Raw genomic sequence first — 23,562 nt, forward strand, 5'->3', positions numbered from 1 at the left:
CTTATGTCGCATATTTCTGTATTACTTCATGAAACTGTTGATGCCGTGTTGGCAGATCGCAATACAGGAATTTATGTCGATGCCACCTTTGGACGAGGTGGACACACGCGTTTGTTGTTATCCAAATTGGATGCGCAGGCACGAGTCTATGCCTTTGATAAAGATCCACAAGCTTTGGCCGTGGCAGCAGAATTGGCGCAGCAAGATTCGCGCTTTCAGATTATTCATGCCAGTTTTGCCGATATGCAGCAAGCGTTGAATGATTTGGGCGTCACTCAGGTCGATGGTGTGATGGCCGATTTAGGCGTGTCGTCACCACAGCTAGATCAGGCAGAACGCGGTTTTAGCTTTATGAAAGATGGCCCGCTTGATATGCGTATGGACAACTCACAAGGCCCGACTGCGGCAGAATGGCTGGTGGATATTGAAGAAGAAGCCTTAGCCAATGTGATTTTTCAATATGGTGAAGAGCGTTATAGCCGCCGTATTGCCAAAGCCATTAAACAGGCGGGTTATATTGAAACTACCGCACAATTGGCTGAAATTGTAAAAGTTGCCCATCCGAAGTGGGAAAAAAACAAACACGCTGCAACACGTACTTTTCAGGCAATTCGTATTGCGATTAATAAAGAATTAGAAGATATTGAAAACTTCTTACCGCAGGCGGTTGAGGTATTAAAACCCGAAGGTCGTTTGGCGGTAATTAGCTTCCATTCTTTGGAAGATCGTTTAATTAAACAGTTTATTCAAAAAGAATCGAGCCTGCCTGAAGATTCGGGTTGGGGCTTGCCACAACAGCAACAAGATACACGTCGATTGAAAAAAATCTCACGTGTGCGTGCCAGTGATGAAGAAGTCAAAGCCAATCCACGCTCACGCAGCGCATGGCTACGTGTTGCAGAACGATTAGCTTGAAAAGGCCAATAATGAAAACTGAAACCGTTGAAAAAAATCAATCTCAAGTGCGACTGAAAAAAATGGTCGCCTATTTTATTTTATTGGCGCTGGTGTTTATCAGCGCGATTATGGTGGTGTTTCAGGTGTTTGAGTATCGGCATGATTATCGTGAGCTGAGTTCTTATATGCGCGAGCGGGATGACTTAAATGCCGAATGGGGGCGTTTGTTAATTGAACAGCAGACCTTTGGTGCAACTGCACAAATTGGCACTCGTGCGGTGACGCAATTGCGCATGTATTCACCGCCTGCACAGCAAACGGTGGTGATTTCTTTGCCTACAACTTCAGCACAACAATAAGGCGAGTTGCACATGGTCGATACGCGCAAAAAGCAAACCCGAAAGAAACAGCAATCGGTAACTGGAAAAAATGCCATTCATGTAGAAATGTGGCGTTTTTACTTAATGTGGGCTGTGGTACTGCTGGTGTTCGTGGCACTGGTGGGACGTGCTTTTTATGTGCAAATTGTGAACCATGACTTTTTACAAAACAAAGCCAATGCCAATATTTTAAGAACAGAAAAGCTCAAAGCTATGCGCGGGGTGATTTATGATCGCCACGGTGTGCCTTTGGCAATTAGTACCCCTGTAATGAAAGTGGTGATTGATCCACGTGATTATTTTGACAATAAAAAGTTGTTTGATGAAATTACCGCAGAGCTGGAAAAAAATCCGACCAGTCGTAAATTGCAGCGTCAATTGCCAGATAAAAACTTGAATTTAGATGAACTTGCCGATGCAGTTGGGATGGATCGCCAAGAACTGAAAAATAAAATGAACGAGCGTCCGCGTTCACGTTATTTGGTTTTACAAAAAGAAGTGCCGCCGCAACAGGCAGAGCTGATTCTAAAACGTAATTTCCAAGGGGTATATACCGAGAAAAACTATAAGCGTTATTACCCGCAGCCACAGCCGAATGCACAAATTATTGGTTTGACCAATAGTGAAGGCACAGGCATTGAAGGCTTGGAAATGCAGCTAAATACCCGCTTGGCAGGCGTGGATGGTGAACAGCAAATCGTGCGCGATAAAAAGGGTAACCGTGTCAAAGACCCAGAAGTGGTGAGAGAGGTTGAACCGGGCGAAAATATTACCCTGAGTATCGACTCACGTTTGCAATACATTATGTATCGTGAATTGACTGCAGCAGGGGTGGCAAATAATGCCCGTTCAGCCACAGCAATTGCGGTAGATGTGAAAACGGGTGAAATTTTGGCGATGACCAGTTGGCCGTCGTATAACCCGAATGACAAAAAAAGTTTGTCCAATAAAGATGCCATGCGTAACCGTGGTGCGGTGGATTCTTTTGAACCGGGTTCGACCATGAAGCCTATGACGGTGGCAATGGCACTGGAAAGTGGCAAATATTCACCGAATACCGTGGTCAATTTAAGTGGTGGTTCAATGCGGGTGGGTAATCATACCATTCGTGATACTCACAATTATGGCTCACTGACTTTGGCGGGAATCATCCAAAAATCGTCAAACGTGGGTGTGGCGAAAATTGCCTTATCTTTACCGTATGCGACCTTGCCGACTTTTTATAAGCGTTTAGGGTTTGGTGCGCGTTCTGCAGTGAAATTTCCGGGTGAAAGTGCAGGTTTAATTTTGCCGCCAAGCAAGTGGAATGTGTCGGAAGTGGCGACCATGTCTTATGGTTATGGTTTGAACGCCACTGTGCTGCAATTGGCAGATGCCTATGCCATGCTTGCCAATAAAGGCGTAAAAATGCCGCTGAGTTTATACAAATTAGAAGAACAGCCTAAAGGCGAACAAATTGTTGATGCTAAAATTGCCGATCAAGTTCTACTGATGATGGAAGCCGTAACGTTACCCGGTGGTACGGCACGTCAAGCCAATATTCCAGGCTATCGGGTTGCAGGTAAAACGGGAACAGCGCATAAACTTCGTGCAGACCGCAAAGGCTATTCACAGACTGAATATCGTGCCTTGTTTGCTGGGGTTGCGCCAGTCAGTGATCCGCGTTTAGCCATGGTTGTCGTGGTGGAAAATCCAACAGGACAGTATTATGGTGGTTTGGTGGCAGCGCCTGTATTTGCTCGTGTGATGCAAGAATCTTTACGTTTAATGAACGTACCTTTAGATAAACCTTTAGAAACTCCCAACATCCAATAACAGGTGACGCATGTCTATCAGCTTTCAAAATATTTATCGCAGTTCCCGCGTTGCAGATTGGATGATACAAGACTTTCAGGGCTTTCAACTCGACAGCCGCCATGTGACAGCAGGGCAAATTTTTATTGCCCTGACCAGTTTGTCGCAGCCTGAAAAAACCGCACAATTTGCACAAGCAGCTTTAGATCAAGGTGCTTTGGCGGTGATTTCGGAAACTGAACTGGCAGTTGCCAATAATTTGGTGGTGCCAGATGTGCGTCAGCGCATGGGACAGTGGCAAAAACAATATTTACAAGCACGACAGCCTGTACCTTTAGCGCGTATGCTTGCAGTCACGGGCACCAATGGTAAAACCACGATTTCCCGCTTAATTGCTGAGTTGTTAATGTTACAAGCCCAACGCTGTGCAGTCATGGGCACCACAGGCAACGGAATTTTGCCTAATTTGGAAGCTTCAACACATACCACTTTAGATGCCTTGCAACTGCAAAATGCTTTATACAGCTATGCACAACAGGGGGCAAAATTTGCCGCAATTGAAGCCAGTTCACATGGTTTGGAGCAAGGGCGCTTAAATGGCTGCGATATTGAAATTGCGGTATATAGCAACCTGAGCCGTGATCATTTGGATTATCACGGTACTTTAGAGGCGTATGCTGCAGCCAAAGCCATGCTGTTTCAGTTTGCCAGTTTAAAAGTTGCAATTGTCAATTTAGATGATGAATATGCTGGGATCATGTTGCAAGCGGCGCAACAGAACCCTGCGCAACCGAAAATTTTGACTTATTCCACGCAGCAAGCGGCAGACTATCAAGTACAGCAGATTGAATACAGTCTGAATGGTGTACGTTTCCATCTACAAACTGCTACGGCAGAATATGTGGTGCAAAGTCCGTTGCTCGGACATTTTAATGTTGAAAACTTGGTCGCGAGTTTAATCGCAGCAGAGCAAGCAGGTTTTGCATTACAGGATTTAATACACACGACTGCACAACTTAAAGGCGCACCGGGGCGTATGCAAGTGTTGCGTGATGCAGAGCGTTTATTTGTGGTGGATTATGCACACACGCCAGATGCCCTAATTCAAGTGTTGCAAACCTTAAAACGCCATGTTAGCGCACAGCTTTGGGCGGTGTTTGGCTGCGGTGGAGATCGGGATCGTGGTAAACGCCCACTGATGACCCAAGCGGCATTGGACTATGCCAATGTTGTGCTTTTGACTTCTGATAACCCGCGTACAGAAGATCCTTTGCAAATTTTTGCCGATATGCAGACAGGTGTCGATTTGTCGGTGGCACAGAGCCATGAAATTCATGATCGTCGTGAAGCGATTAAATATGCAGTCAAACATGCACAGTCAGGCGATATTGTCTTGATTGCAGGCAAAGGTCATGAAAACTATCAAGAAATAGATGGGGTAAGACACTGGTTTGACGATGTGGTTGAAGTGCAATCTGCGATAGATGCACAGCATTGTTCACCTTCTGCTTATCCTGCCCAATAAGGAATTTGTATGCACACTTCCACCACCAGTACCGCAATTTTAGAACCTTGGACTGCCGAACAACTCAAACAGGCAACACAGGGTTATTGGTTCAATGGGCAAGCACCGCAAGGCGAGATTAAACGTATTTTAACCGATTCACGCCATGCTGAAGCAGGCGATGCCTTTTTGGCTTTAAAAGGTGAGCGTTTTGATGCGCATGATTTTGTGGCACAAGTAGCGACTCAGGGCTGTTCTATGGCAATTGTCAGCCAGCCTGTAGACGCAGATATTTGCCAATTGGTCGTGCCTGATACCCGTTTAGCTTTAGGACACTTGGGCGCATTTCGTCGTCAGCAACATCCTCAATTAAAAGTGATTGCGTTAACAGGCAGTAGCGGTAAAACCACCACTAAAGAAATGCTCGGTAGTATTTTGTCACGTTTGGCACCGACTTTAATTACCCGTGGCAACCTGAATAATGACTTGGGTGTGCCGATGATGTTGTTGGAGTTGAATGCAAGCCATCAATATGCAGTGATGGAATTAGGCGCCAGTCATCAAGGTGAAATCGATTACACCTCAAACTTGGTGCAGCCGCAGGTGGCAGGCATTATCAATATTGGTACTGCGCATTTGGGTGAGTTTGGTGGACGTGAGGGCATTTGTCGGGCTAAGTCTGAAATTTATGCACATATTGCCCCACAAGGCACGGCCATTGTCCCTGCTGCCGATGATTTTGCTGAACAGATTCAGCAAGCGGTTCAGTCAGAACAGCGTCTAAGTTTTGGTGCAGGCGGTGATGTATTTGCGACAGACATTCAGTTGCAGCCACAATCGGCAAGTTTTTGTTTAAATACTGCCCAAGGTGTGCGTCAGATTCACTTGCCATTCGCGGGTGAACACAATGTTCAGAATGCTACGGCTGCTGCTACTTTTGCACTGGCAATTGGCGTAAGTTTAGATGATATTGTCGCAGGCTTGGAACAGGCACAGGGGGCAAAAGGCCGTTTGAACTTTATTCAGCAAGGCACACATTTATTCATTGATGACACCTATAATGCCAATCCAACCTCTATGCGTGCTGCAGGCGAAGTCCTTGCACAGCAAACAGGTGTGCGAGTTATGGTCATTGGTGATATTGGTGAGCTGGGCAATAGTGCAGCACAACAGCACTATATGTTGGGGCGTGATTTGGTGTCTATTGGTGGCATCAACTTTGTGGTGGCGGTCGGTGAATTTGCACCTGCGACCCAAGAAGGTGCGCGCAGTACCCAATATGGAAAAAAATTACAGGCTTTTGTCACTCAAGAACAAGCCTTGCCGTTTTTAATTGATCTGGTAAAAACACATCAACCTCAGTCCATGAGTTTCCTATTTAAAGGTTCTCGTTATACCCATATGGAAACGTTGATGGCTGCATTGATGGAGAAAATTTAAATGCTGTTATGGTTATTTGAACAGCTGGCGGGCTATAACAGCTCGTTTCAGGTGGTTCGTTATTTAACATTACGTTCATTACTGAGTGTATTGACTGCGCTTGGCATCGGTTTGGTGCTAGGTCCTGTGATGATTCGTAAACTGCAAGCATTAAAATACGGTCAAGCAGTCAGCTCTTATGCACCTGAGGGGCATGCCAAAAAAATGGGTACGCCAACCATGGGCGGGGTATTAATCCTGCTTTCCATTGGTATTTCGACCCTATTATGGGCAGATTTATCTAACCCTTACGTCTGGATTGTACTGGCGGTTATGGTCATTTTTGGCGCTGTAGGCTGGGCAGATGACTGGATTAAAATTCGCTACAAAGACAATGCGGGTTTGCCTGCGCGTAAAAAATTCTTCTGGACTTCGGTGGCCTCATTGGGTGCGGGTATTGCGTTGTATGTGATTGCAACCCAACAGCCAAATCCTGCACAAACCGCAGATATGCTGGATGTGTTGATTCCATTCTTTAAAGATTTCAGCATTCCATTGTCGTCGATTCCACTCGGTATTGGCTTCATTATCTTTACCTATTTGGTAATTAACGGTGCCTCAAATGCGGTGAACCTGACTGATGGTTTAGATGGTTTGGCAATTATGCCAATCGTGTTGGTTGCGGCAGGTTTGGGCGTCTTTGCCTACTTAGCGGGGGATGTTCGTTTTGCCGATTATCTGCATATCCCTTATGTGAAATATGCGTCTGAGTTGGTGGTAATCTGTGCCGCGATGATTGGAGCAGGCTTAGCCTTCCTGTGGTATAACGCGCATCCTGCACAAGTCTTTATGGGCGATGTCGGCGCATTGTCTTTGGGGGCAATGCTGGGTACGATTGCCGTGATGGTACGTCAGGAAATCGTGTTTGCGATTATGGGTGGGGTGTTTGTAGTTGAAGCAATTTCGGTATTCCTGCAAATTGGTTCACTACGTATGCGCAATAAACGGGTATTCTTAATGGCGCCGTTGCATCACCACTATGAAAAGAAAGGCTGGCGTGAAACTCAAGTGGTGATTCGCTTCTGGATTATCACAATTATGCTGGTGGTTTTAGGTTTAATGACTTTAAAATTACGTTAAGCCTATCCAACCGAAAATTTTAAAAGTCGGCACTCGCCGACTTTTTTATGTGGTTCACTCTGGAGAAAATGATGAATTTGCTGATGTGTCCTGTGTGTCGTCAGGTATTGCAACTGCATGATCGAACGTGGCGTTGTGCCAACAATCACAGCTATGATGTTGCGAAACAAGGCTACGTCAATTTGCATGTGGTGCAGCATAAGCACAGTAAAAATCCGGGGGATACACCTGCTTCGGTGCAGGCACGTCGCGCATTTTTAAGTGCAGGGCATTATGCGCCCTTGCAACAGGCAGTGGTGCAAAAAATTCGCACCTTACGCATCGAAAATTTGTTGGATATTGGCTGTGGTGAAGGCTATTACACCGCTGCCATGCAAGGCGAAGTGTTGCAGTGTGTCGGGGTGGATATTGCCAAGAATGCCGTACAAGTGGCGGCGAAACTGAATCCCGCAGTGACTTGGGTGGTGGGGACAGGGGCAACTTTGCCTGTTTTAGAACATTGTATTGATTTATGTGCAAGCTTGTTTAGCCCAATTCCGCAACAGGAAATTTTACGGGTTTTAAAACCACAAGGCTATTTGTTGGTAGTAACGCCTGCGCCTGAGCATTTATTGGCGATGCGTCAAGCTTTGTTTGAAGAAGTGAAGCCGCATGAACCTGAAAAATTTATCGCTCAATTACAAGATGCCTTTGATTTAGTCGATGCTAGCGTGGTGGAAACGCCGTTGCAGCTCAATCAAAGCGATTTAAATCATTTAATTGCCATGACACCTTATGCTTACAAAGCCAAAGCAGAGCGTCGTCAGACCTTGGAACAACAAACCCAATTTGATGTGACAGCACAGCATCAAATTTATCTGTTTCAGAAAAAGTAAGTTTGAGTGCTTCTGTCAAACTCATACTTTTGAAAAACTGACTGTCAGTAAAGTTTAAGTTGTACCCATAAAAAAGCCCTTATTTTTGTAAATGAGGGCTTTTTTCTGACTGCTTATCTGCGGTTATAAGACTTCATCAATTAAGTTTTCTAATGCATCGGGAGCAGGTTTGGCTGCATTGGGTTTAGCAGGGTTGTTGCTTGGCGCTTGCATGGCAGGCGGTGCAGCATTGTCAGGAATTAACACTTCCTCGCCTGGTAAGTCGTCAAAATCACGCTCAGGCGCGCGTACTGGTGCTGCAGGTGCAGGTCGATACAATGGTCGTGCCAATGGCGGTGAAGCACGATAATCCTGCTGTTGTTCTGCGCTCATTTGATTGAGTTCACGCTGTGGCGCTTTGGCTTTGCTGTCCAAACTGACCCAAGCTTCAGGTGTGCCTTTGAGTGCATTACCCATAAAGTCTGTCCAAATTGGCAGCGCTGCGATACCACCGTATTCACGACGTCCTAAAGTGGTCGGTTGGTCAAAGCCGACCCAAGCTACGGTCACCAGTTTGCCGTTGAAACCTGCGAACCAAGCGTCTTTTGCATCGTTGGTGGTTCCTGTTTTACCGCCAATATCACCACGACCAATTCTGAGCGCAGCACGTCCAGTACCATGTTGAATTACGTCACGTAAAATATTGGACATATCATACGCCGAGCTAGATTTTAAAATACGTTGTGCCTGTTTGTACTGACTACGCTCTGCCAATAAGTTCGGATATTGTTCAGCTTGTGCCAGTTTTTTATTGGTCACTTCAATCACTTCATCATCTGGTGTGGTGGCTTCGGCGCTTTCAGTCGTTTGTTCTTTGGAATTAATACAAGCAATACACGCATATTCAGGATTGGCTTGATAAATCACCTTGCCATAAGCATCTTCAATACGGTTAATGAAGTGCGGTTGAATACGGTAACCACCGTTGGCAAAAGTGGCATAGCCCGTTGCCATTTGAATAGGCAAAACTTGTGGTGTACCCAATGCAATGGTGTAGTTACGCGGAATCTGATCTTCCTGCAAACCAAAATCCATGAATAGTTGGCGGGTACGCTCAATACCGACTTCTTGTAATAAGCGTACCGAAACCGTGTTACGAGATAAATAGAGAGCACGACGTAACGGAATCATGCCTAAATGGCGACCATCGGAGTTACGTGGTGACCATTTACCAATGGTGATTGGACTGTCATTGACCATGGTGTGTGGCGTCATACCACGCTCTAAAGCCAGAGCATACACAAAAGGTTTGATGGTGGAACCCGGTTGACGCCAACCTTGTAAAGTACGGTTGAACTTAGATTGATAGAAGTTGTATCCACCGACCAACGCTTCAATGGCGCCATTATTTGGGTTAATTGCGACCAATTGACCTTGCACTTTCGGTACTTGTACCAATGACCAAGCGGTTTTATTTTCATTTGGACGTAAACGGACAATATCTTTGACTTTTACAATCTGTGCCGCACGACTTGGCGCATTGCCTACACTGTTGGCATTGCGATAGGGGCGCGCCCAAGACATACCTGACCATGGTACAGTAACTGTTGTGCCATCTTGCATTAACGCTTCAAAAGAATTATTCAGCACTTTGCTGACTTGCGCAGGGTAGGTGTTGGCATAAGCACGAAACTCATTCAGCGGTTTGTCGTGTGCCTCTGCACCACGCCAGCCGTGGCGACGGTCATAGGCTTCTAAGCCTTCTTGTACCGCCTGTTCTGCATACATCTGACGTTTGCTGTCTACCGTGGTGTAAACTTTATAGCCCGAATCAACCGCTTGTTCGCCAAATTTACTAACCAGTTCAGCACGCACCATTTCCCCAATATACGGATGTTTATTGCTGATGCTGCGGTCTGGCATATCTAAATTAATGGGTTCAGCAATGGCTTTTTGATATTCATTTTGATTGATATAGCCCAGTTGCAGCATACGTCCCAAAATCCAGTTGCGACGCTCCAAAGCACGTTCAGGATTCACCACAGGATTGTAGCGCGAAGGTGCTTTAGGTAGGCCTGCAATCATCGCCATTTGTGCAATCGACAGCTCTTCTAAGCTTTTGTTGTAATAAATTTTGGCAGCTGCCGCGATGCCATAGGCATTTTTACCCAAAAAGATTTTATTGACGTATAAAGTCAAAATTTCTTCTTTGCTCAGGTTCTGTTCAATTTTACGCGCTAAAAAGATTTCGGTGAGTTTACGCTTTAAAGTACGATCAGGGCTGAGATAATAGTTTTTTGCCACTTGCATGGTAATGGTTGAGCCGCCAGTTTGTACATTGGAGCCTGTTACCGCCTCGCTCAACGCGCGCCCTAAGCCTTTGAAGCTAATCCCACTGTGTTCAAAAAAGGCAGAATCTTCTGCAGCTAAGAATGCAAAAATGAATTTTTCAGGAATATGTTCATAATCGACAGGCACAGAAAGCTTGCCGCCATACTCGGCAATTAGCTCATTATCGGCACTATAAACCTGTAATGGTTTTAATAATGGCGCTTTTTTTAAGGTGGTCATTTCTGGCAAAGATGGGGCAATATAGAGATACATGCCATAGAAACCCATCGGTATTGCGACCAAAATTATAATTATGATCAAAAAAAATGGATGAACACGACCCGAACAAGATAGCTTTTTCATAACAAGTGCGTTTTAATAAGCGCTAATAGCAAACTAATTGCTGGTCAGTATAGCGAGTAGATTTACGGATTGTTAGATGAATTATTGTATCCGTAAAAAATTATAGACCAGCGCGGATTAGTAGGTTAAATTTTTTTGGGGATAAAAAAATAATAGGAATGGTACTATTGTGCGTAGGTTATATCGTAAGCCAAGTAAGGGGTTAATAGGTGTAGATATTAGTTCTACTTCTGTTAAGTTATTAGAACTCTCTGTTAAGAATGGTAGATACTGGGTCGAGAGCTATGCGCTGGTCCCACTTCCAGAAGGCAGTGTGGTTGAAAAAAACATTCTCAATCCAGAAGCAGTCGGGGATGCGCTTGAACGTGCATTGAACTTAGCAAACACGCAATCTACATCTGCAGCATTAGCAATTCCAACCTCAATGGTGATTACCAAAATCATTGAAATGGATGCAGATATGACTAGCGATGAGCGTGAAGTTCAAATTCGTATGGACGCCGAGCAATATATTCCATTCCCATTAGATGAAGTCAGCCTAGACTTTGAAGTCCAACCAGACCGTTTAGCCAATCCAAACCGAGTCAATGTGTTACTGGTTGCAACACGTTTAGAAAACGTAGAAGCACGAGTAGAAGCATTGGAGTTGGGCGGCTTGACAGCCAAAATTGCCGATGTCGAAAGTTTTGCCATCGAAAATGCCTTTAAAGTGTTCTCCGATACCCTGCCAATGGGTGTGAACACCATTGGTATTTTGGATATTGGTCATACCATGACCACCTTGTCGGTACTGCAAAATAACAAAATTATTTATACCCGCGAGCAAACCTTTGGCGGTAAGCAGCTGACACAAGAAATTCAAAACCGTTATGGTTTGTCGTATGAAGAAGCAGGGCGTGCGAAAAAAAGCCGTACTTTGCCAGATGACTACGATGTAGAGGTGCTCGAACCGTTCTTAGAAGCGGTGGTGCAACAAGCGGCACGTTCATTGCAGTTCTTTTTCTCATCTTCACAATTTAACGAAATTGATCACATTTTATTGGCAGGGGGGAATGCCAATATTCCAGGTCTTGCGAAGTTGTTGCAGCAAAAACTGGGCTACCGTGTGACCATTGCCAATCCATTCTTACAAATGGGCTTCTCTCCACAAATCGACATTAAAAGAATTGAAAGTGATGCGCCGTCATTGATGGTGGCATGTGGTTTAGCAATGAGGAGTTTTGATTAATGGCAAAGATTAACTTACTCCCTTGGCGCGATGAGCTAAGAGAAAAACGTAAAAAAGAATTTATTGTATTTTGTATTGCAGCGGCTGCTGTTGGGGTGTTATTGGTGGCTTTGGCGTGGTTCTTCTACAACGCGAAGTTACAAGATCAAGAACAAGCCAATCAATTGGTGATCAGTACCAACCAAAACCTAGATGTACAATTAAAATCTTTAGAAGGCTTGCAAGAACAGCGTAATGCCATTGTTGAGCGCATGAAGCTTATTCAGGGCTTACAAAGTCAGCGTCCAATTGCCGTGCGTTTGGTGGATGAATTGGTGCGTGTGACACCAAGCAATATGTACTTAACCAAAGTGAGCCGTACAGGCAATAAATTCACTTTTGAGGGCAAGGCTGAAAGTCCAAATACGGTGGCTGAATTCTTGCGTAATTTGGAAGCATCGCCGTGGTATCGCAATGCATTTATGAATTCATTCTTAGCTAAAGAAGAAAATAAAGATAAAGCACCAAGCTCTGTGGTTCCTCGTGTAGAGGAAAGTTACGGTACTTTTGTAGTGACTTCAGATTTAGAAGAAATTGCAATTCCAGTAACACCAACAGAATCTAATTCAACATCAGCAGCGGGGGCAGCACAATGAGTCTCGATGAATTTGATGAAGTAAATCAGGATGCTGCTGTTGCTCCGAAAAAGAAAATGACAGTTGAAAAGTTTTTTCAACAGTTCAATACCCTAGATCCTAACAATTATGGTGCTTGGCCACTTTCGGTCAAAATTACCTGCTGGATTTTTATTATTTTCCTGATTCTAGCTTTAGGTTACTTTGTCGTAATCAAGCCAAAGTTAGATGCCATTGCAGCAGCACATACACAAGAACAAAACTTGTTAAATGAGTTCCGTGAAAAAGATTCTAAATTGCGTAATTTGCAGCAATACCAAGCGCAATTACAAGAAATGGAAGCGAACTTTAACCAACAACTTGAACAATTGCCAAAAGAAACTGAAATTCCAGGTTTAGTTGAAGATATTAACGTCACAGGCGTGAATTCAGGTTTGAAGTTTAAAAACATTCGTTTAGAGAACGAAATTAAACAAGAGTTCTTTATTGAACAGCCAATTTCAATTGAAGCGACAGGCGATTATCATGCCTTTGGTTCATTCGTAAGCGGTACAGCAGCATTGCCACGTATTGTGACCATGCACGACTTTGAAATTGTGGCGACTGAAAATAAAGACAAGAAAACCGATATTCCGCAAGTGACCTATAAAGCACAAGCAAAAACTTATCGTTATGTCGGCAGTGCAGATGCACAAACCGCGGGTAATGCTGGAGGAGCGAAATAATGAAAATTGAAAAGCTTTCGTTGGCTCTGATGGTAACTTTGTTGATGGTGGGATGTGATTCACGGATTGATGCAGTCAATGCACAAATGGCTGAAATTCGTAATCAGCCACCACTACCCATTGAACCTGCACCTGTGTTTGAGCCTGCACCAACCTTTAACTATGCAGCACACCAGCTCAAAAGCCCATTTATGCCAAGTTCATTGGCGGCAGAGCTTAAAATTATGGCAGGGAAGCGCGTTTATCCGAACCTTGCTCGCCAGTTACAACCACTGGAAAATTACGCACTTGAGTCACTGACTATGAAAGGCAGTATGCGTCAAAATGGTCAAATTTTGGCATTGATTCAAACACCTGATGGTGAAATTGAGCGTATCCAGCGTGGTAGCTATATGGGGGTAAATCATGGTCGTGTGGTGAATATTACACCTACACAAATTGATTTAATCGAAATTATTCCAGATGGTCGTGAAGGTTATGTAGAACGTCCAAGAAGTTTAGTTTTAATTGGGCCTGCGCCATAAATTAAAGGAATAAAAATGAATAACAGTGTGAAAGATTTTATTTTTGGGGATGGTAATACAATGAACAATTTGTTCCGTCAGTTTTCAATGGGCGCAGTCGCAATGGCAGTGATGCAAGTTGCCAATGCCCAAGTCAGCATTACCAACATCGTACCCATGCAAATTCCGGGACAGGGCACCGAAATTCGTGTCATGTTTAATGGTTTGCCACCTCAACCTGCAGCATATCAGCTGGAACAACCTTCCCGCTTGATTTTAGATTTTGATAAAGCGCAACAAACGCTTAAGCAAAACAGCGTTGCAGTCGCGACCAAAGAAGCCAGCTCTGTAGAGGTAAGCTCAGATGCACAGCGTTCACGTTTAACTGTGAACTTGGCCGATGCGGGCGCATTTACCACGCGTGTTGAAGGCAACACCTTTATTTTAAAAATCAACTCAACAACGGCAACCCCTGTGGCTGCCGTGACTGCCCAACGTAGTGCGCAAGGTGTATCCAATATTGGTTTCCAGCGTGGCGGTGAAGGCGAAGGTCAGGTGGTGATTGATCTACTCGGTAGCAATACGCCTGTAGATGTGCAGCAGCAAGGCAGCAAAATTGTGGTGCGTACTTTAGGCAATAAAGTACCAACACATTTGGCACGCCGTTTAAATGTAAATGATTTTGCAACACCTGTGTCGACCATTGATGCACACAATGATGGCAGCAATGGCGTGATTACCATTCAGGCTGCGGGCAGCTATGAATATATGGCATATCAGGCAGAAGACAAGCTAACCATCAGCTTAAAACGCCCTGTCGATAAAAACCCGTTTAAACCGCGTGCAGCGCAAAGCTATACAGGCAAAAAGATTTCACTGGATTTCCAAGACATCGAAGTGCGTCGTGTATTGCAGTTATTGGCTGATTTCACAGGCATTAACATGGTGGCAGCAGACACTGTGCAAGGCAACATTACCTTACGTTTAAAAGATGTACCTTGGGATCAGGCTTTAGATATTATCCTGAAAACCAAAAACTTAGATAAGCGTCGTAATGGCAACGTGATTTGGATTGCACCTGTTTCTGAATTGATTAAAGCCGAAGAAGAAGAAGCCAAAGCGATTGCGCAAAGTGTGAAACTGGCGCCACTACAAACTGAATATATTCAATTGAACTATGCCAAAGCGGCAGATATTGAAAAACTAATTACGCAAGGCAAGAATGCATCACGTGGTGGTTCAAATACCAATACAGGTACTGATCCATTAGGCGATAGCGTTGGTAGCTTGTTGAGTCCACGCGGTACAGTGTCGGTAGATCCACGTACCAATACCTTAATCATCAACGATACATCGGCAAAAATTGATCAGATTCGTCAAATGATTGATTTGCTAGATGTATCTGTGAAGCAGGTGATGATTGAAGCACGTATTGTTCGTGCAACCACAGATTTCACCAAGGAAATGGGGGTGAAGTGGGGCATCTTGTCACAAGGGATTACCAACAATAACCACTTGTTGGTGGGTGGTAGCGATACGACTTTGTGGAACTTACGTGAACCAGAAAAAAATGATGATTTAGGTGGTTGGAAGTACGAAATTGAACGGCCACAAAACTTGAATGTCGATTTAGGTGTGACCAGTCCAGGTGCCAGCCGTATTGCATTTGGTTTAATCAGCTTGTCTGACTTTATGCTCGATTTGGAGTTGTCGGCATTACAAGCAGATGGTTACGGTGAAGTGATTTCGACACCAAAAGTTCTGACTGCAGATAAGCAAAATGCCAAAGTGGCATCGGGTACGCAAATTCCGTATCAATCTTCTGAAGGTGGTGGTGTCAATGCCGTATCTACTACAGAATTCATTGATGCGACTTTAAGTTTGGATGTGACCCCAAGTATCACGCCTGACGGTAAAGTCCAAATGCAATTAAATATCACCAGTGACTCACCAGGTGCACCTACACCTACAGGTCAGCTCACCATTAACAAGAACGCGGTGAATACCAACGTTTTGGTAGATAATGGTGAAACTGTGGTCTTGGGTGGTATTTTTGAGCAACAAACGGCTAACTCACAAACCAAAGTTCCATTCTTGGGCGATATTCCTTATATCGGACGTTTATTCCGTAAAGATATCAAGTCGGACAACAAACGTGAGTTGCTGATTTTTGTTACACCACGAATTGTTAATGACAGTGTTTCAAGAAATCATTAATATATTTTCAATTTAAACAAAATTTATAGGTGACTCCTTGCTAAGCAAAGAGTTTGACACCCTACCAAATATCTATTTGGTAGGGCCGATGGGGGCAGGCAAGACCACTGTAGGACGCCATTTGGCGGAATTGTTAGGGCGTGAATTTCTAGATAGTGATCATGAAATTGAACGCAAAACTGGCGCTACGATCCCTTGGATCTTTGAAAAAGAAGGTGAACAAGGGTTTCGTAGTCGTGAAACAGCGGTTATTGATGAGTTAACCACACGGCATAAACTTGTACTTGCTACAGGTGGCGGCGCGGTGACTCAAGCCCCGAATCGAGACTTCTTAAAACAACGTGGTATTGTTGTTTATCTATATACCCCTGTCGAAATTCAACTTCAGCGAACCTATCGCGATAAAAACCGTCCTTTACTTCAAGTCGAAAACCCCGAACAAAGATTACGTGATTTGCTTGCAGTGCGTGATCCGTTGTATCGTGAGGTGGCGCATTATATTATTGAAACCAATCAGGGTGCTGCGCGAGATTTGGCGCAAAAAATCTTAAATACGATTGTTTCAGAGCAAATATCTTAGGTAGAAAGCGACTTTTTCATGCAGACTTTACACGTTGAACTCGGCGATCGCCGTTACCCTATTTTTATTGGCAGTGATCTTCAGCCCCAAGAATTACTTGCACTTTATATTAAAGGTCAGCAAGTCATGATAGTGACCAATACCACGGTTGCACCTTTGTATTTAAGTCACTATGTGACGGCTGTTGAAGCACTTGGTAAGAAAGTGGCAACCTGTATTTTGCCTGATGGAGAAAAATACAAAGATATTCAGCATCTCACTCTTATTTTTGATGCCTTGCTGGAAGCTGGTTTTAACCGTGATTGTACGGTGCTGGCTTTGGGCGGTGGCGTGATTGGCGATATGGCAGGTTTTGCTTCGGCAAGTTTTCAGCGTGGAGTGTACTTCATTCAAGTACCGACCACTTTATTGTCGCAGGTCGATTCCAGTGTCGGTGGCAAAACAGGGATTAATCATCCGCTGGGTAAAAACATGATTGGTGCATTTCAGCAGCCCCAAGTGGTGTTGGCAGATATGTCGCAACTGAATACTTTACCTGAGCGTGAGTTGTCTGCAGGCCTAGCCGAAGTCATTAAATATGCGCTTTTGGGTGATGTCGAGTTTCTAGAATGGCTTGAAACGCACATGGAAGCATTAGTGGCGCGTGATCCTGCTGTACTGGCAGAAGCGGTATATCGTTCATGTGCACATAAAGCGCGTATTGTTGCCAATGATGAAAAAGAGCAAGGTGAACGCGCTTTATTGAATCTTGGGCATACTTTTGGGCACGCAATTGAATCTTATTTGGGTTATGGTGAATGGTTACACGGTGAAGCTGTTGCGACAGGGATGGTAATGGCAGCCGATTTATCACAGCGTATGGGCTGGATTTCTGCCGAAGATGTAGAGCGTACAAAAAATATCATTTCTCGTGCCAATTTACCGATAGTATGTCCGCAAATTCCACTGGATCAGTTTTTGGCTTATATGGCACACGATAAAAAAGTGCTGAATGGTCAATTACGTTTGGTGCTCATGAAGCAATTGGGTCAAGCCATCATCACCAAAGAGTTTGACTTAGAATTGATGAAACAGGCGATTTTAGCCAATCAAGCATAAAAGGCAGCATATGACAGCACTGCGTACACACTGGCAAAAAATTCAACAGTCAATTTGGTTGCTGGGCGCGGTGCTGTGTTTATTGGCGGCACTGATTTTTTGGGCGATGACTGACCGTGAAGAACTGGTTGAAATTGAAAAACAACCAGAGTCTGAAATTGAATTACAAATTCAACCCGAAAAGGTTGCTGCAACCACCTATTTGGGTGGTTTGCAAGAAGAAGTCCGCCCTTTGGAACTCACCACGCGTTTAACAGCTTCTGGTTTGCATGAGGCTGAATATCGCGGTACTAAATTTATTCAGGAACAAAAAAATAACAGCACGATTGAACTGTTTCGGGTCAATGATGAAAACATCATTAAAAGTTTTATTAAAAAGCAAACAGATCGGAGCAAGCTGTTTTATATTCGTTTAAGCGGTGAGGGGCAGGCTGAACAATATGTGATGTTATATGGCAGTTTTGGCAATAAACGCGAAGCCGCACAAACCTTGACCGCATTGCCATTTAAATTTCCTGAAACGATTCAGCCTGTTGTGGTACAATTTGCTGACTATCGTCCTTATGTCAATGATTTAGGTGCAGATGAAATGGGGCTGAGCACCAAGTTATATGCGGTAAATTTACGTCCAGCAGCTGTGCCTAAAATAGATGAAAGTGCTTTGGCACGTCCACCTGCAACCACAACGACTGCACCGACTACGCAGGCAGTTGCACCGCAAAATAGTACCACCAGCACTACAATTACCCGCCGTGATCAGGAGGGTAATGTCGTTGATGTACAAAAATCACAAAGTGGTACAGCACCTGCTCAGCCAGATGCACCTGAACCTGAAGTGCGCGATCCTTTTAACTAATCATAAACACTTCCAATATTCTTTTAGCTTCATTTTAGTCATTCAAACCATCGCTTGCCTTTATTTGTTCTATTCTTTTTGTCTATGATTCGCATTGAGCTATTCTGGCTCAGTTGCACCAATTTGATCTAAAAATACTATTCTTCTCATACATAAATGCGTTCTAAAATGGCGCAGCATGGTGTATAAAAATAATGAAGTGCACAAAAACAGTGCGAATTTGACTTAAAAATGTGATTTTATTTTACATTTATGCGGTGAATGCTGAAATTTGGTTATGGTTGAATAAAAAAATAAAGTTGGCATTGTTTTTGCTTTTATTGGTGCGTGAATTGAGTTGTTGTCCCTATTTTGGCGCAAAAAATTCAATGATTGTGCGAAACTGTCAAATTTGCCTGCTACATTCAAGTGTAAAAGTTGCGTAAATGAGAGATAGGTCATTTACTCTAAGTTGATGTTTAGAGTTGTAAATTGAGTTAAATCGCAAAAACAGATTGTTTAATTGGCCCAATTGGGCAAGTAAAAGAAGGGTACGCTATGCACATGCCATCGCCTAATACTGTAGCTCCCGCTCAAGGTTTATACCAACCGGATGAGTTTAAAGATAACTGTGGTTTCGGTTTAATTGCCCATATGCAGGGTGATGCAAGCCATGATCTCGTCAAGACAGCCATTCATAGTTTAAGTTGCATGACCCACCGTGGTGGTATTGCCGCAGACGGTAAAACGGGCGATGGATGTGGTTTGCTGTTGGCAATGCCAAAGCAATTTTTCCGTGAAGAAGCAAAACGCTTAAGTGACATTACCCTGAGCGAAATTTTTGCAGTGGGTACAGTATTTCTGAACCTAGACCCTGCTTTGGCGACACATGCTAAAAATATCCTGACCAAAGAAATTGAAGCAGAAGGCTGTAAAGTTTTGGCTTGGCGTGTGGTGCCAACCAATAATGAGGCATTGGGCGAAATCGCCATGCAGTCTTTGCCTGCGTTTGAGCAAATTATTGTCAATTGCCCATTGGGTGTGACTGAAGTTGAATTCAACCGCAAGTTATTCTTGGCGCGTCGTCGTGCCGAGCAGCAATTGACTGCCGATCCATATTTTTATGTGACCACGCTATGCTCAACCGTGATCAGCTATAAAGGTTTGATGATGCCTGCAGCGATTGCAGACTTTTATACCGACCTTGCCGATGAACGTCTGGCATCACATATTGTGGTGTTCCACCAGCGCTTCTCGACCAATACTTTGCCACGTTGGCCGTTGGCGCAGCCGTTCCGTTATTTAGCACACAATGGTGAAATCAACACCATTACCGCCAACCGTAACTGGGCAATGGCACGTACCCCAAAATTTGAAAATCCATTATTGCCAGGTTTGACAGAGCTAAACCCAATTGTAAACCGTACAGGTTCAGACTCCTCAAGCTTAGACAATATGCTGGAAATTCTGGTGGGTGGCGGAATGGATTTATTCCGTGCCTTACGCATGTTGGTTCCGCCTGCATGGCAGAACGTCGAAACCATTGATGCCGATTTACGCGCCTTCTATGAATTTAACTCTAAACACATGGAAGCGTGGGATGGTCCTGCAGGTTTGGTGATTCAGGATGGTCGTCATGCCATCTGTATGTTAGACCGTAATGGCTTACGTCCTGCACGTTGGGTGATCACTAAAAATGGCTACATCACTTTGGCCTCTGAAATTGGGGTGTGGGGTTATGAACCTGAAGATGTAATTTCTAAAGGACGTGTTGGCCCAGGGCAAATTTTGGTGGTGGATACCTTTACTGGCAAAGTGCTCGATACGCAGGATGTAAATAACCATCTGAAAAGAATGCGTCCTTACCGTGAATGGTTACGTGAAAATTCAATCCGTTTACAAGGTAGCCCAGAGCTTGAAGAATATTTGTGTGATCAGGGTTTAAAAGGTGATGCCTTAAAAGCCGCACAAAAAATGTTTATGGTGACCTTTGAAGAGCGTGATCAATTATTGCGTCCAATTGCAGAAAGTGGTCAAGAAGCCGTGGGTTCTATGGGTGATGATACGCCAATGGCAGTATTGTCGCGCCAGGTACGCCATGTGTCGGATTATTTCCGTCAGCAGTTTGCGCAGGTGACCAATCCACCGATTGACCCATTGCGTGAATCGATCGTGATGTCTTTGGAAACCTGTTTAGGGCGTGAACAAAACGTATTTGAGCAAGGTCCAGAACATGCAGACCGCTTGATTATCTCAAGCCCTGTGTTGACCAACTCCAAAATGCACCAAATTCGCACTTTGGGTCGTAAAGGCTATGAAATTGCCGACATCGACCTGAACTATGCCGAAAGCGAAGGTTTGCAAGCTGCAATTCAACGGATTTGCGAAACTGCTGCACAAGCGGTGCGTGAGGGTAAAACTTTATTGGTACTCACCGATAAAAAAATCCGTGAAGGTTACTTGCCTGCCAATGCGGTCATGGCGACTGGTGCGGTGCATCACTACTTAATACAAGTCGGTTTACGTACCGATGCCAACATTATTGTGGAAACAGGCTTTGCCCGCGATCCGCACCAATTTGCAGTATTGCTCGGTTTTGGTGCAACTGCGGTGTATCCATATTTGGCTTATGATGTGATCAATGACTTGATTGCCAAAGGCGAGTTATTGGGCGATCCAGTCTATGCGCAAAGCAATTTCCGCAAAGGCATTGAAAAAGGCTTGCTCAAAGTTCTGTCTAAAATGGGTATTTCAACTGTAGCGTCTTACCGTGGTGGTCAGTTGTTTGAAGCGGTGGGTTTGTCTGCTGAAGTGGTGAATACTTGCTTTATTGGTGTGCCAAGCCGTATTCAGGGGGCTACCTTTTCCGACCTTGAAAATGATCAGAAAAAACTGGCAGACACTGCATGGAAATCACGTAAACCAATTGATCAGGGCGGTTTGCTGAAATTTGTATTTGGCAAGGAATACCATGCCTTTAACCCAGATGTGATCAATGCCTTACATAAAGCGGTGCGTTCAGGCAATTATGCAGATTTTAAAGAATATGCAGAAATCGTGAATAATCGCCCAATCGCAACCATTCGTGATCTATTCAAGTTAAAAACAGACAATTCCATTGCCTTAGATCAAGTGGAGTCGGTTGAGCAAATTTTGCCGCGTTTTGACTCTGCGGGGATGTCTTTGGGGGCTTTGTCGCCGGAAGCGCATGAAGCGATTGCGATTGCCATGAACACTATTGGTGGGCGTTCAAACTCAGGTGAGGGCGGTGAAGACCCTGCGCGTTATGGCACGATTCGTAACTCGAAAATCAAACAGATTGCTTCGGGACGTTTTGGGGTAACACCTGCTTACTTAACCTCTGCAGAAGTGTTGCAGATTAAAGTGGCGCAGGGAGCAAAACCAGGCGAGGGTGGTCAGTTACCTGGCGGTAAAGTGAATGGCTTGATTGCACGTTTGCGTTACTCTGTGCCAGGTGTAACTTTGATTTCACCACCACCACACCACGATATTTATTCGATTGAAGACTTGTCACAATTGATTTTTGATTTAAAACAAGTCAATCCGCAGGCTATGGTATCGGTCAAGTTGGTATCTGAACCAGGCGTGGGGACCATTGCAGCAGGTGTAGCCAAAGCCTATGCCGACTTCATTACCATCTCGGGTTATGATGGCGGTACCGCAGCATCGCCACTGTCATCTATTCACCATGCAGGTTCGCCGTGGGAGTTGGGTTTAAGTGAGGCGCATCAGGCATTACGTGTGAATGACTTGCGTGGCAAAGTTCGTGTGCAAACCGATGGTGGCTTAAAAACTGGTTTAGATGTGGTGAAAGCGGCAATTTTAGGTGCGGAAAGCTTCGGCTTTGGTTCAACCCCAATGATTGCCTTAGGTTGTAAATACTTACGTATTTGCCACTTAAATAACTGTGCAACTGGGGTAGCAACTCAACAAGATCATTTGCGTCAGGAACACTATATTGGTGAACCACAAATGCTGATCAACTTCTTCACTTTCATTGCAGAAGAAACCCGTGAATGGTTAGCTGCACTGGGTGTTGCGAGCTTGAAAGACTTGATTGGTCGTACCGACTTGCTAGAAATTTTACCGGGTGAAACCGAAAAACATGCGCACTTGGATTTAAGTGCCTTGTTGGAATCGCACCCTGCGGCAGAAGGCAAAGCACAATATTGTCAGGTTGAAGGCAATGCACCATTTGACAAAGGCGTCTTGGCTGAAAAAATGATTGCAGAAATGTTGCCTGCAATTGAAGCAGGTACAGGGGGCGAATATTACTTTAATGTGAGCAACTGTGACCGTTCAATTGGTGCGCGTATTTCAGGTGAAATTGCCCGTCGTTATGGTAACTTGAGCATGGAACATCATCCTGTCAAATTGAACCTTACGGGTACTGCGGGACAATCTTTAGGTGTTTGGAATGCAGGTGGTTTGCATATCAAACTTGAGGGCGATGCCAATGACTATGTGGGTAAAGGCATGGCGGGGGGACGTATTTCCATCTTCCCACCAAAAGGTTCGCCATTCCAAACTCAAAACACAGCCATTATTGGTAATACCTGCCTCTATGGTGCAACTGGTGGTAAATTATTTGCTGCGGGCACTGCGGGCGAGCGCTTTGCGGTGCGTAACTCGGGCGCGTTTGCGGTAATTGAAGGTGCAGGCGACCACTGCTGTGAATATATGACTGGCGGGATTGTAACGGTATTGGGCAAAGTGGGACACAACTTTGGTGCGGGTATGACAGGTGGTTTTGCCTATGTACTCGATTTGGACAATGACTTTGTAGATCGTTACAACCACGAACTGATTGAGCTGAATCGTATTTCGACTGAAGCGATGGAAGAACATAAAGCATTCTTAGGACGTATTTTAGATGAACATATTGCCGAAACAGGCAGTGCGTGGGCGTATAAGATCCGTCATGAGTTTGATTTCTATAGCCGTAAATTCTGGTTGGTGAAACCAAAAGCTGCAAACTTGCAGACTTTGTTGAAAACCACCCAAGCAGATCCACAATAATCCACGACTCAGCATTCGGCAGGTGTGGATAACTTTCGAC

General features: G+C 44.4%; 17 protein-coding genes. 16 read left to right on the top strand and 1 reads right to left on the bottom strand.

Annotation, left to right across the window (positions count from 1 at the left end; all coding sequences use genetic code 11):
• Nucleotides 1-3: 3 nt before the first annotated feature.
• From rsmH to F947_RS08285, 7 genes are all read left to right on the top strand, one after another.
• Nucleotides 4-915, top strand: coding sequence for a 16S rRNA (cytosine(1402)-N(4))-methyltransferase RsmH (rsmH, locus tag F947_RS08255; RefSeq protein ID WP_004974437.1), 912 nt, complete (start codon nt 4-6; stop codon nt 913-915).
• A gap of 11 nt (nt 916-926) precedes the next feature.
• Entirely contained in the window at nt 927-1,256 is a 330-nt protein-coding gene (gene ftsL, locus F947_RS08260) for a cell division protein FtsL (RefSeq protein ID WP_004974439.1), read from the top strand.
• Between the two features lie 12 nt (nt 1,257-1,268).
• Nucleotides 1,269-3,092: a penicillin-binding protein PBP3 gene (gene ftsI, locus F947_RS08265; protein ID WP_004974442.1), complete on the top strand. Its 1,824-nt coding sequence runs from the start codon at nt 1,269-1,271 to the stop codon at nt 3,090-3,092.
• A gap of 10 nt (nt 3,093-3,102) precedes the next feature.
• Nucleotides 3,103-4,596, top strand: coding sequence for a UDP-N-acetylmuramoyl-L-alanyl-D-glutamate--2,6-diaminopimelate ligase (locus F947_RS08270; protein ID WP_004974444.1), 1,494 nt, complete (start codon nt 3,103-3,105; stop codon nt 4,594-4,596).
• A 9-nt stretch (nt 4,597-4,605) separates the two neighbouring features.
• The gene (locus F947_RS08275; protein WP_004974445.1) at nt 4,606-6,015 is read left to right on the top strand and encodes a UDP-N-acetylmuramoyl-tripeptide--D-alanyl-D-alanine ligase; all 1,410 of its coding nucleotides are present in this window, start codon (nt 4,606-4,608) and stop codon (nt 6,013-6,015) included.
• On the top strand, nt 6,016-7,134 hold the full coding sequence (mraY, locus tag F947_RS08280) for a phospho-N-acetylmuramoyl-pentapeptide-transferase (RefSeq protein ID WP_004974448.1): 1,119 nt from the start codon (nt 6,016-6,018) through the stop codon (nt 7,132-7,134).
• 71 nt (nt 7,135-7,205) lie between these two features.
• A complete protein-coding gene (locus tag F947_RS08285) occupies nt 7,206-8,009 on the top strand; it encodes a putative RNA methyltransferase (protein WP_004974455.1) in 804 nt (267 codons plus the stop codon).
• Between the two features lie 123 nt (nt 8,010-8,132).
• Here F947_RS08285 and ponA read toward each other — a convergent pair whose 3' ends face one another.
• Nucleotides 8,133-10,682: a penicillin-binding protein PBP1a gene (ponA, locus tag F947_RS08290; protein WP_026438400.1), complete on the bottom strand. Its 2,550-nt coding sequence runs from the start codon at nt 10,680-10,682 to the stop codon at nt 8,133-8,135.
• Nucleotides 10,683-10,851: 169 nt separating this feature from the next.
• On the opposite strand from ponA, the gene F947_RS08295 reads away from it, so the two are divergent.
• From F947_RS08295 to gltB, 9 genes are all read left to right on the top strand, one after another.
• Nucleotides 10,852-11,910 carry a pilus assembly protein PilM gene (locus F947_RS08295; protein WP_004974460.1) on the top strand — a complete coding sequence of 353 codons (1,059 nt, stop codon included), beginning with the start codon at nt 10,852-10,854 and terminating at the stop codon, nt 11,908-11,910.
• Nucleotides 11,910-12,545: a PilN domain-containing protein gene (locus F947_RS08300; RefSeq protein WP_004974461.1), complete on the top strand. Its 636-nt coding sequence runs from the start codon at nt 11,910-11,912 to the stop codon at nt 12,543-12,545. The genes F947_RS08295 and F947_RS08300 overlap by 1 nt, the downstream gene beginning before the upstream one ends.
• Nucleotides 12,542-13,249 (top strand): type IV pilus inner membrane component PilO, encoded by a 708-nt coding sequence (locus F947_RS08305; protein ID WP_004974463.1) that lies wholly within the window; start codon nt 12,542-12,544, stop codon nt 13,247-13,249. Before F947_RS08300 ends, F947_RS08305 begins: the two co-directional genes overlap by 4 nt.
• Complete coding sequence (locus F947_RS08310) at nt 13,249-13,773, top strand: pilus assembly protein PilP (protein ID WP_004974465.1); 525 nt, start codon at nt 13,249-13,251, stop codon at nt 13,771-13,773. Before F947_RS08305 ends, F947_RS08310 begins: the two co-directional genes overlap by 1 nt.
• 60 nt (nt 13,774-13,833) lie before the next feature.
• A complete protein-coding gene (locus F947_RS08315; RefSeq protein WP_167538857.1) occupies nt 13,834-15,969 on the top strand; it encodes a type IV pilus secretin PilQ in 2,136 nt (711 codons plus the stop codon).
• 37 nt (nt 15,970-16,006) lie between these two features.
• Nucleotides 16,007-16,549, top strand: coding sequence for a shikimate kinase AroK (gene aroK / locus F947_RS08320; protein WP_004974468.1), 543 nt, complete (start codon nt 16,007-16,009; stop codon nt 16,547-16,549).
• Nucleotides 16,550-16,567: 18 nt separating this feature from the next.
• Entirely contained in the window at nt 16,568-17,647 is a 1,080-nt protein-coding gene (gene aroB, locus F947_RS08325) for a 3-dehydroquinate synthase (RefSeq protein ID WP_004974469.1), read from the top strand.
• 10 nt (nt 17,648-17,657) lie between these two features.
• Entirely contained in the window at nt 17,658-18,503 is an 846-nt protein-coding gene (locus F947_RS08330; RefSeq protein WP_004974470.1) for a hypothetical protein, read from the top strand.
• A 543-nt stretch (nt 18,504-19,046) separates the two neighbouring features.
• Nucleotides 19,047-23,522, top strand: coding sequence for a glutamate synthase large subunit (gene gltB / locus F947_RS08340; RefSeq protein WP_171062584.1), 4,476 nt, complete (start codon nt 19,047-19,049; stop codon nt 23,520-23,522).
• Nucleotides 23,523-23,562 lie beyond the last annotated feature (40 nt).

The sequence above is a fragment of the Acinetobacter towneri DSM 14962 = CIP 107472 genome, from assembly GCF_000368785.1.
GTDB lineage: Bacteria > Pseudomonadota > Gammaproteobacteria > Pseudomonadales > Moraxellaceae > Acinetobacter > Acinetobacter towneri.

Bases quoted from the DNA above. Each gene is read 5' to 3' on its own strand.
- rsmH (WP_004974437.1), top strand. From the start codon at position 4: ATGTCGCATATTTCTGTATTACTTCATGAAACTGTTGATGCCGTGTTG.
- ftsL (WP_004974439.1), top strand. From the start codon at position 927: ATGAAAACTGAAACCGTTGAAAAAAATCAATCTCAAGTGCGACTGAAA.
- ftsI (WP_004974442.1), top strand. From the start codon at position 1,269: ATGGTCGATACGCGCAAAAAGCAAACCCGAAAGAAACAGCAATCGGTA.
- F947_RS08270 (WP_004974444.1), top strand. From the start codon at position 3,103: ATGTCTATCAGCTTTCAAAATATTTATCGCAGTTCCCGCGTTGCAGAT.
- F947_RS08275 (WP_004974445.1), top strand. From the start codon at position 4,606: ATGCACACTTCCACCACCAGTACCGCAATTTTAGAACCTTGGACTGCC.
- mraY (WP_004974448.1), top strand. From the start codon at position 6,016: ATGCTGTTATGGTTATTTGAACAGCTGGCGGGCTATAACAGCTCGTTT.
- F947_RS08285 (WP_004974455.1), top strand. From the start codon at position 7,206: ATGAATTTGCTGATGTGTCCTGTGTGTCGTCAGGTATTGCAACTGCAT.
- ponA (WP_026438400.1), bottom strand. From the start codon at position 10,682: ATGAAAAAGCTATCTTGTTCGGGTCGTGTTCATCCATTTTTTTTGATC.
- F947_RS08300 (WP_004974461.1), top strand. From the start codon at position 11,910: ATGGCAAAGATTAACTTACTCCCTTGGCGCGATGAGCTAAGAGAAAAA.
- F947_RS08305 (WP_004974463.1), top strand. From the start codon at position 12,542: ATGAGTCTCGATGAATTTGATGAAGTAAATCAGGATGCTGCTGTTGCT.
- F947_RS08310 (WP_004974465.1), top strand. From the start codon at position 13,249: ATGAAAATTGAAAAGCTTTCGTTGGCTCTGATGGTAACTTTGTTGATG.
- F947_RS08315 (WP_167538857.1), top strand. From the start codon at position 13,834: ATGAACAATTTGTTCCGTCAGTTTTCAATGGGCGCAGTCGCAATGGCA.
- aroB (WP_004974469.1), top strand. From the start codon at position 16,568: ATGCAGACTTTACACGTTGAACTCGGCGATCGCCGTTACCCTATTTTT.
- F947_RS08330 (WP_004974470.1), top strand. From the start codon at position 17,658: ATGACAGCACTGCGTACACACTGGCAAAAAATTCAACAGTCAATTTGG.
- gltB (WP_171062584.1), top strand. From the start codon at position 19,047: ATGCCATCGCCTAATACTGTAGCTCCCGCTCAAGGTTTATACCAACCG.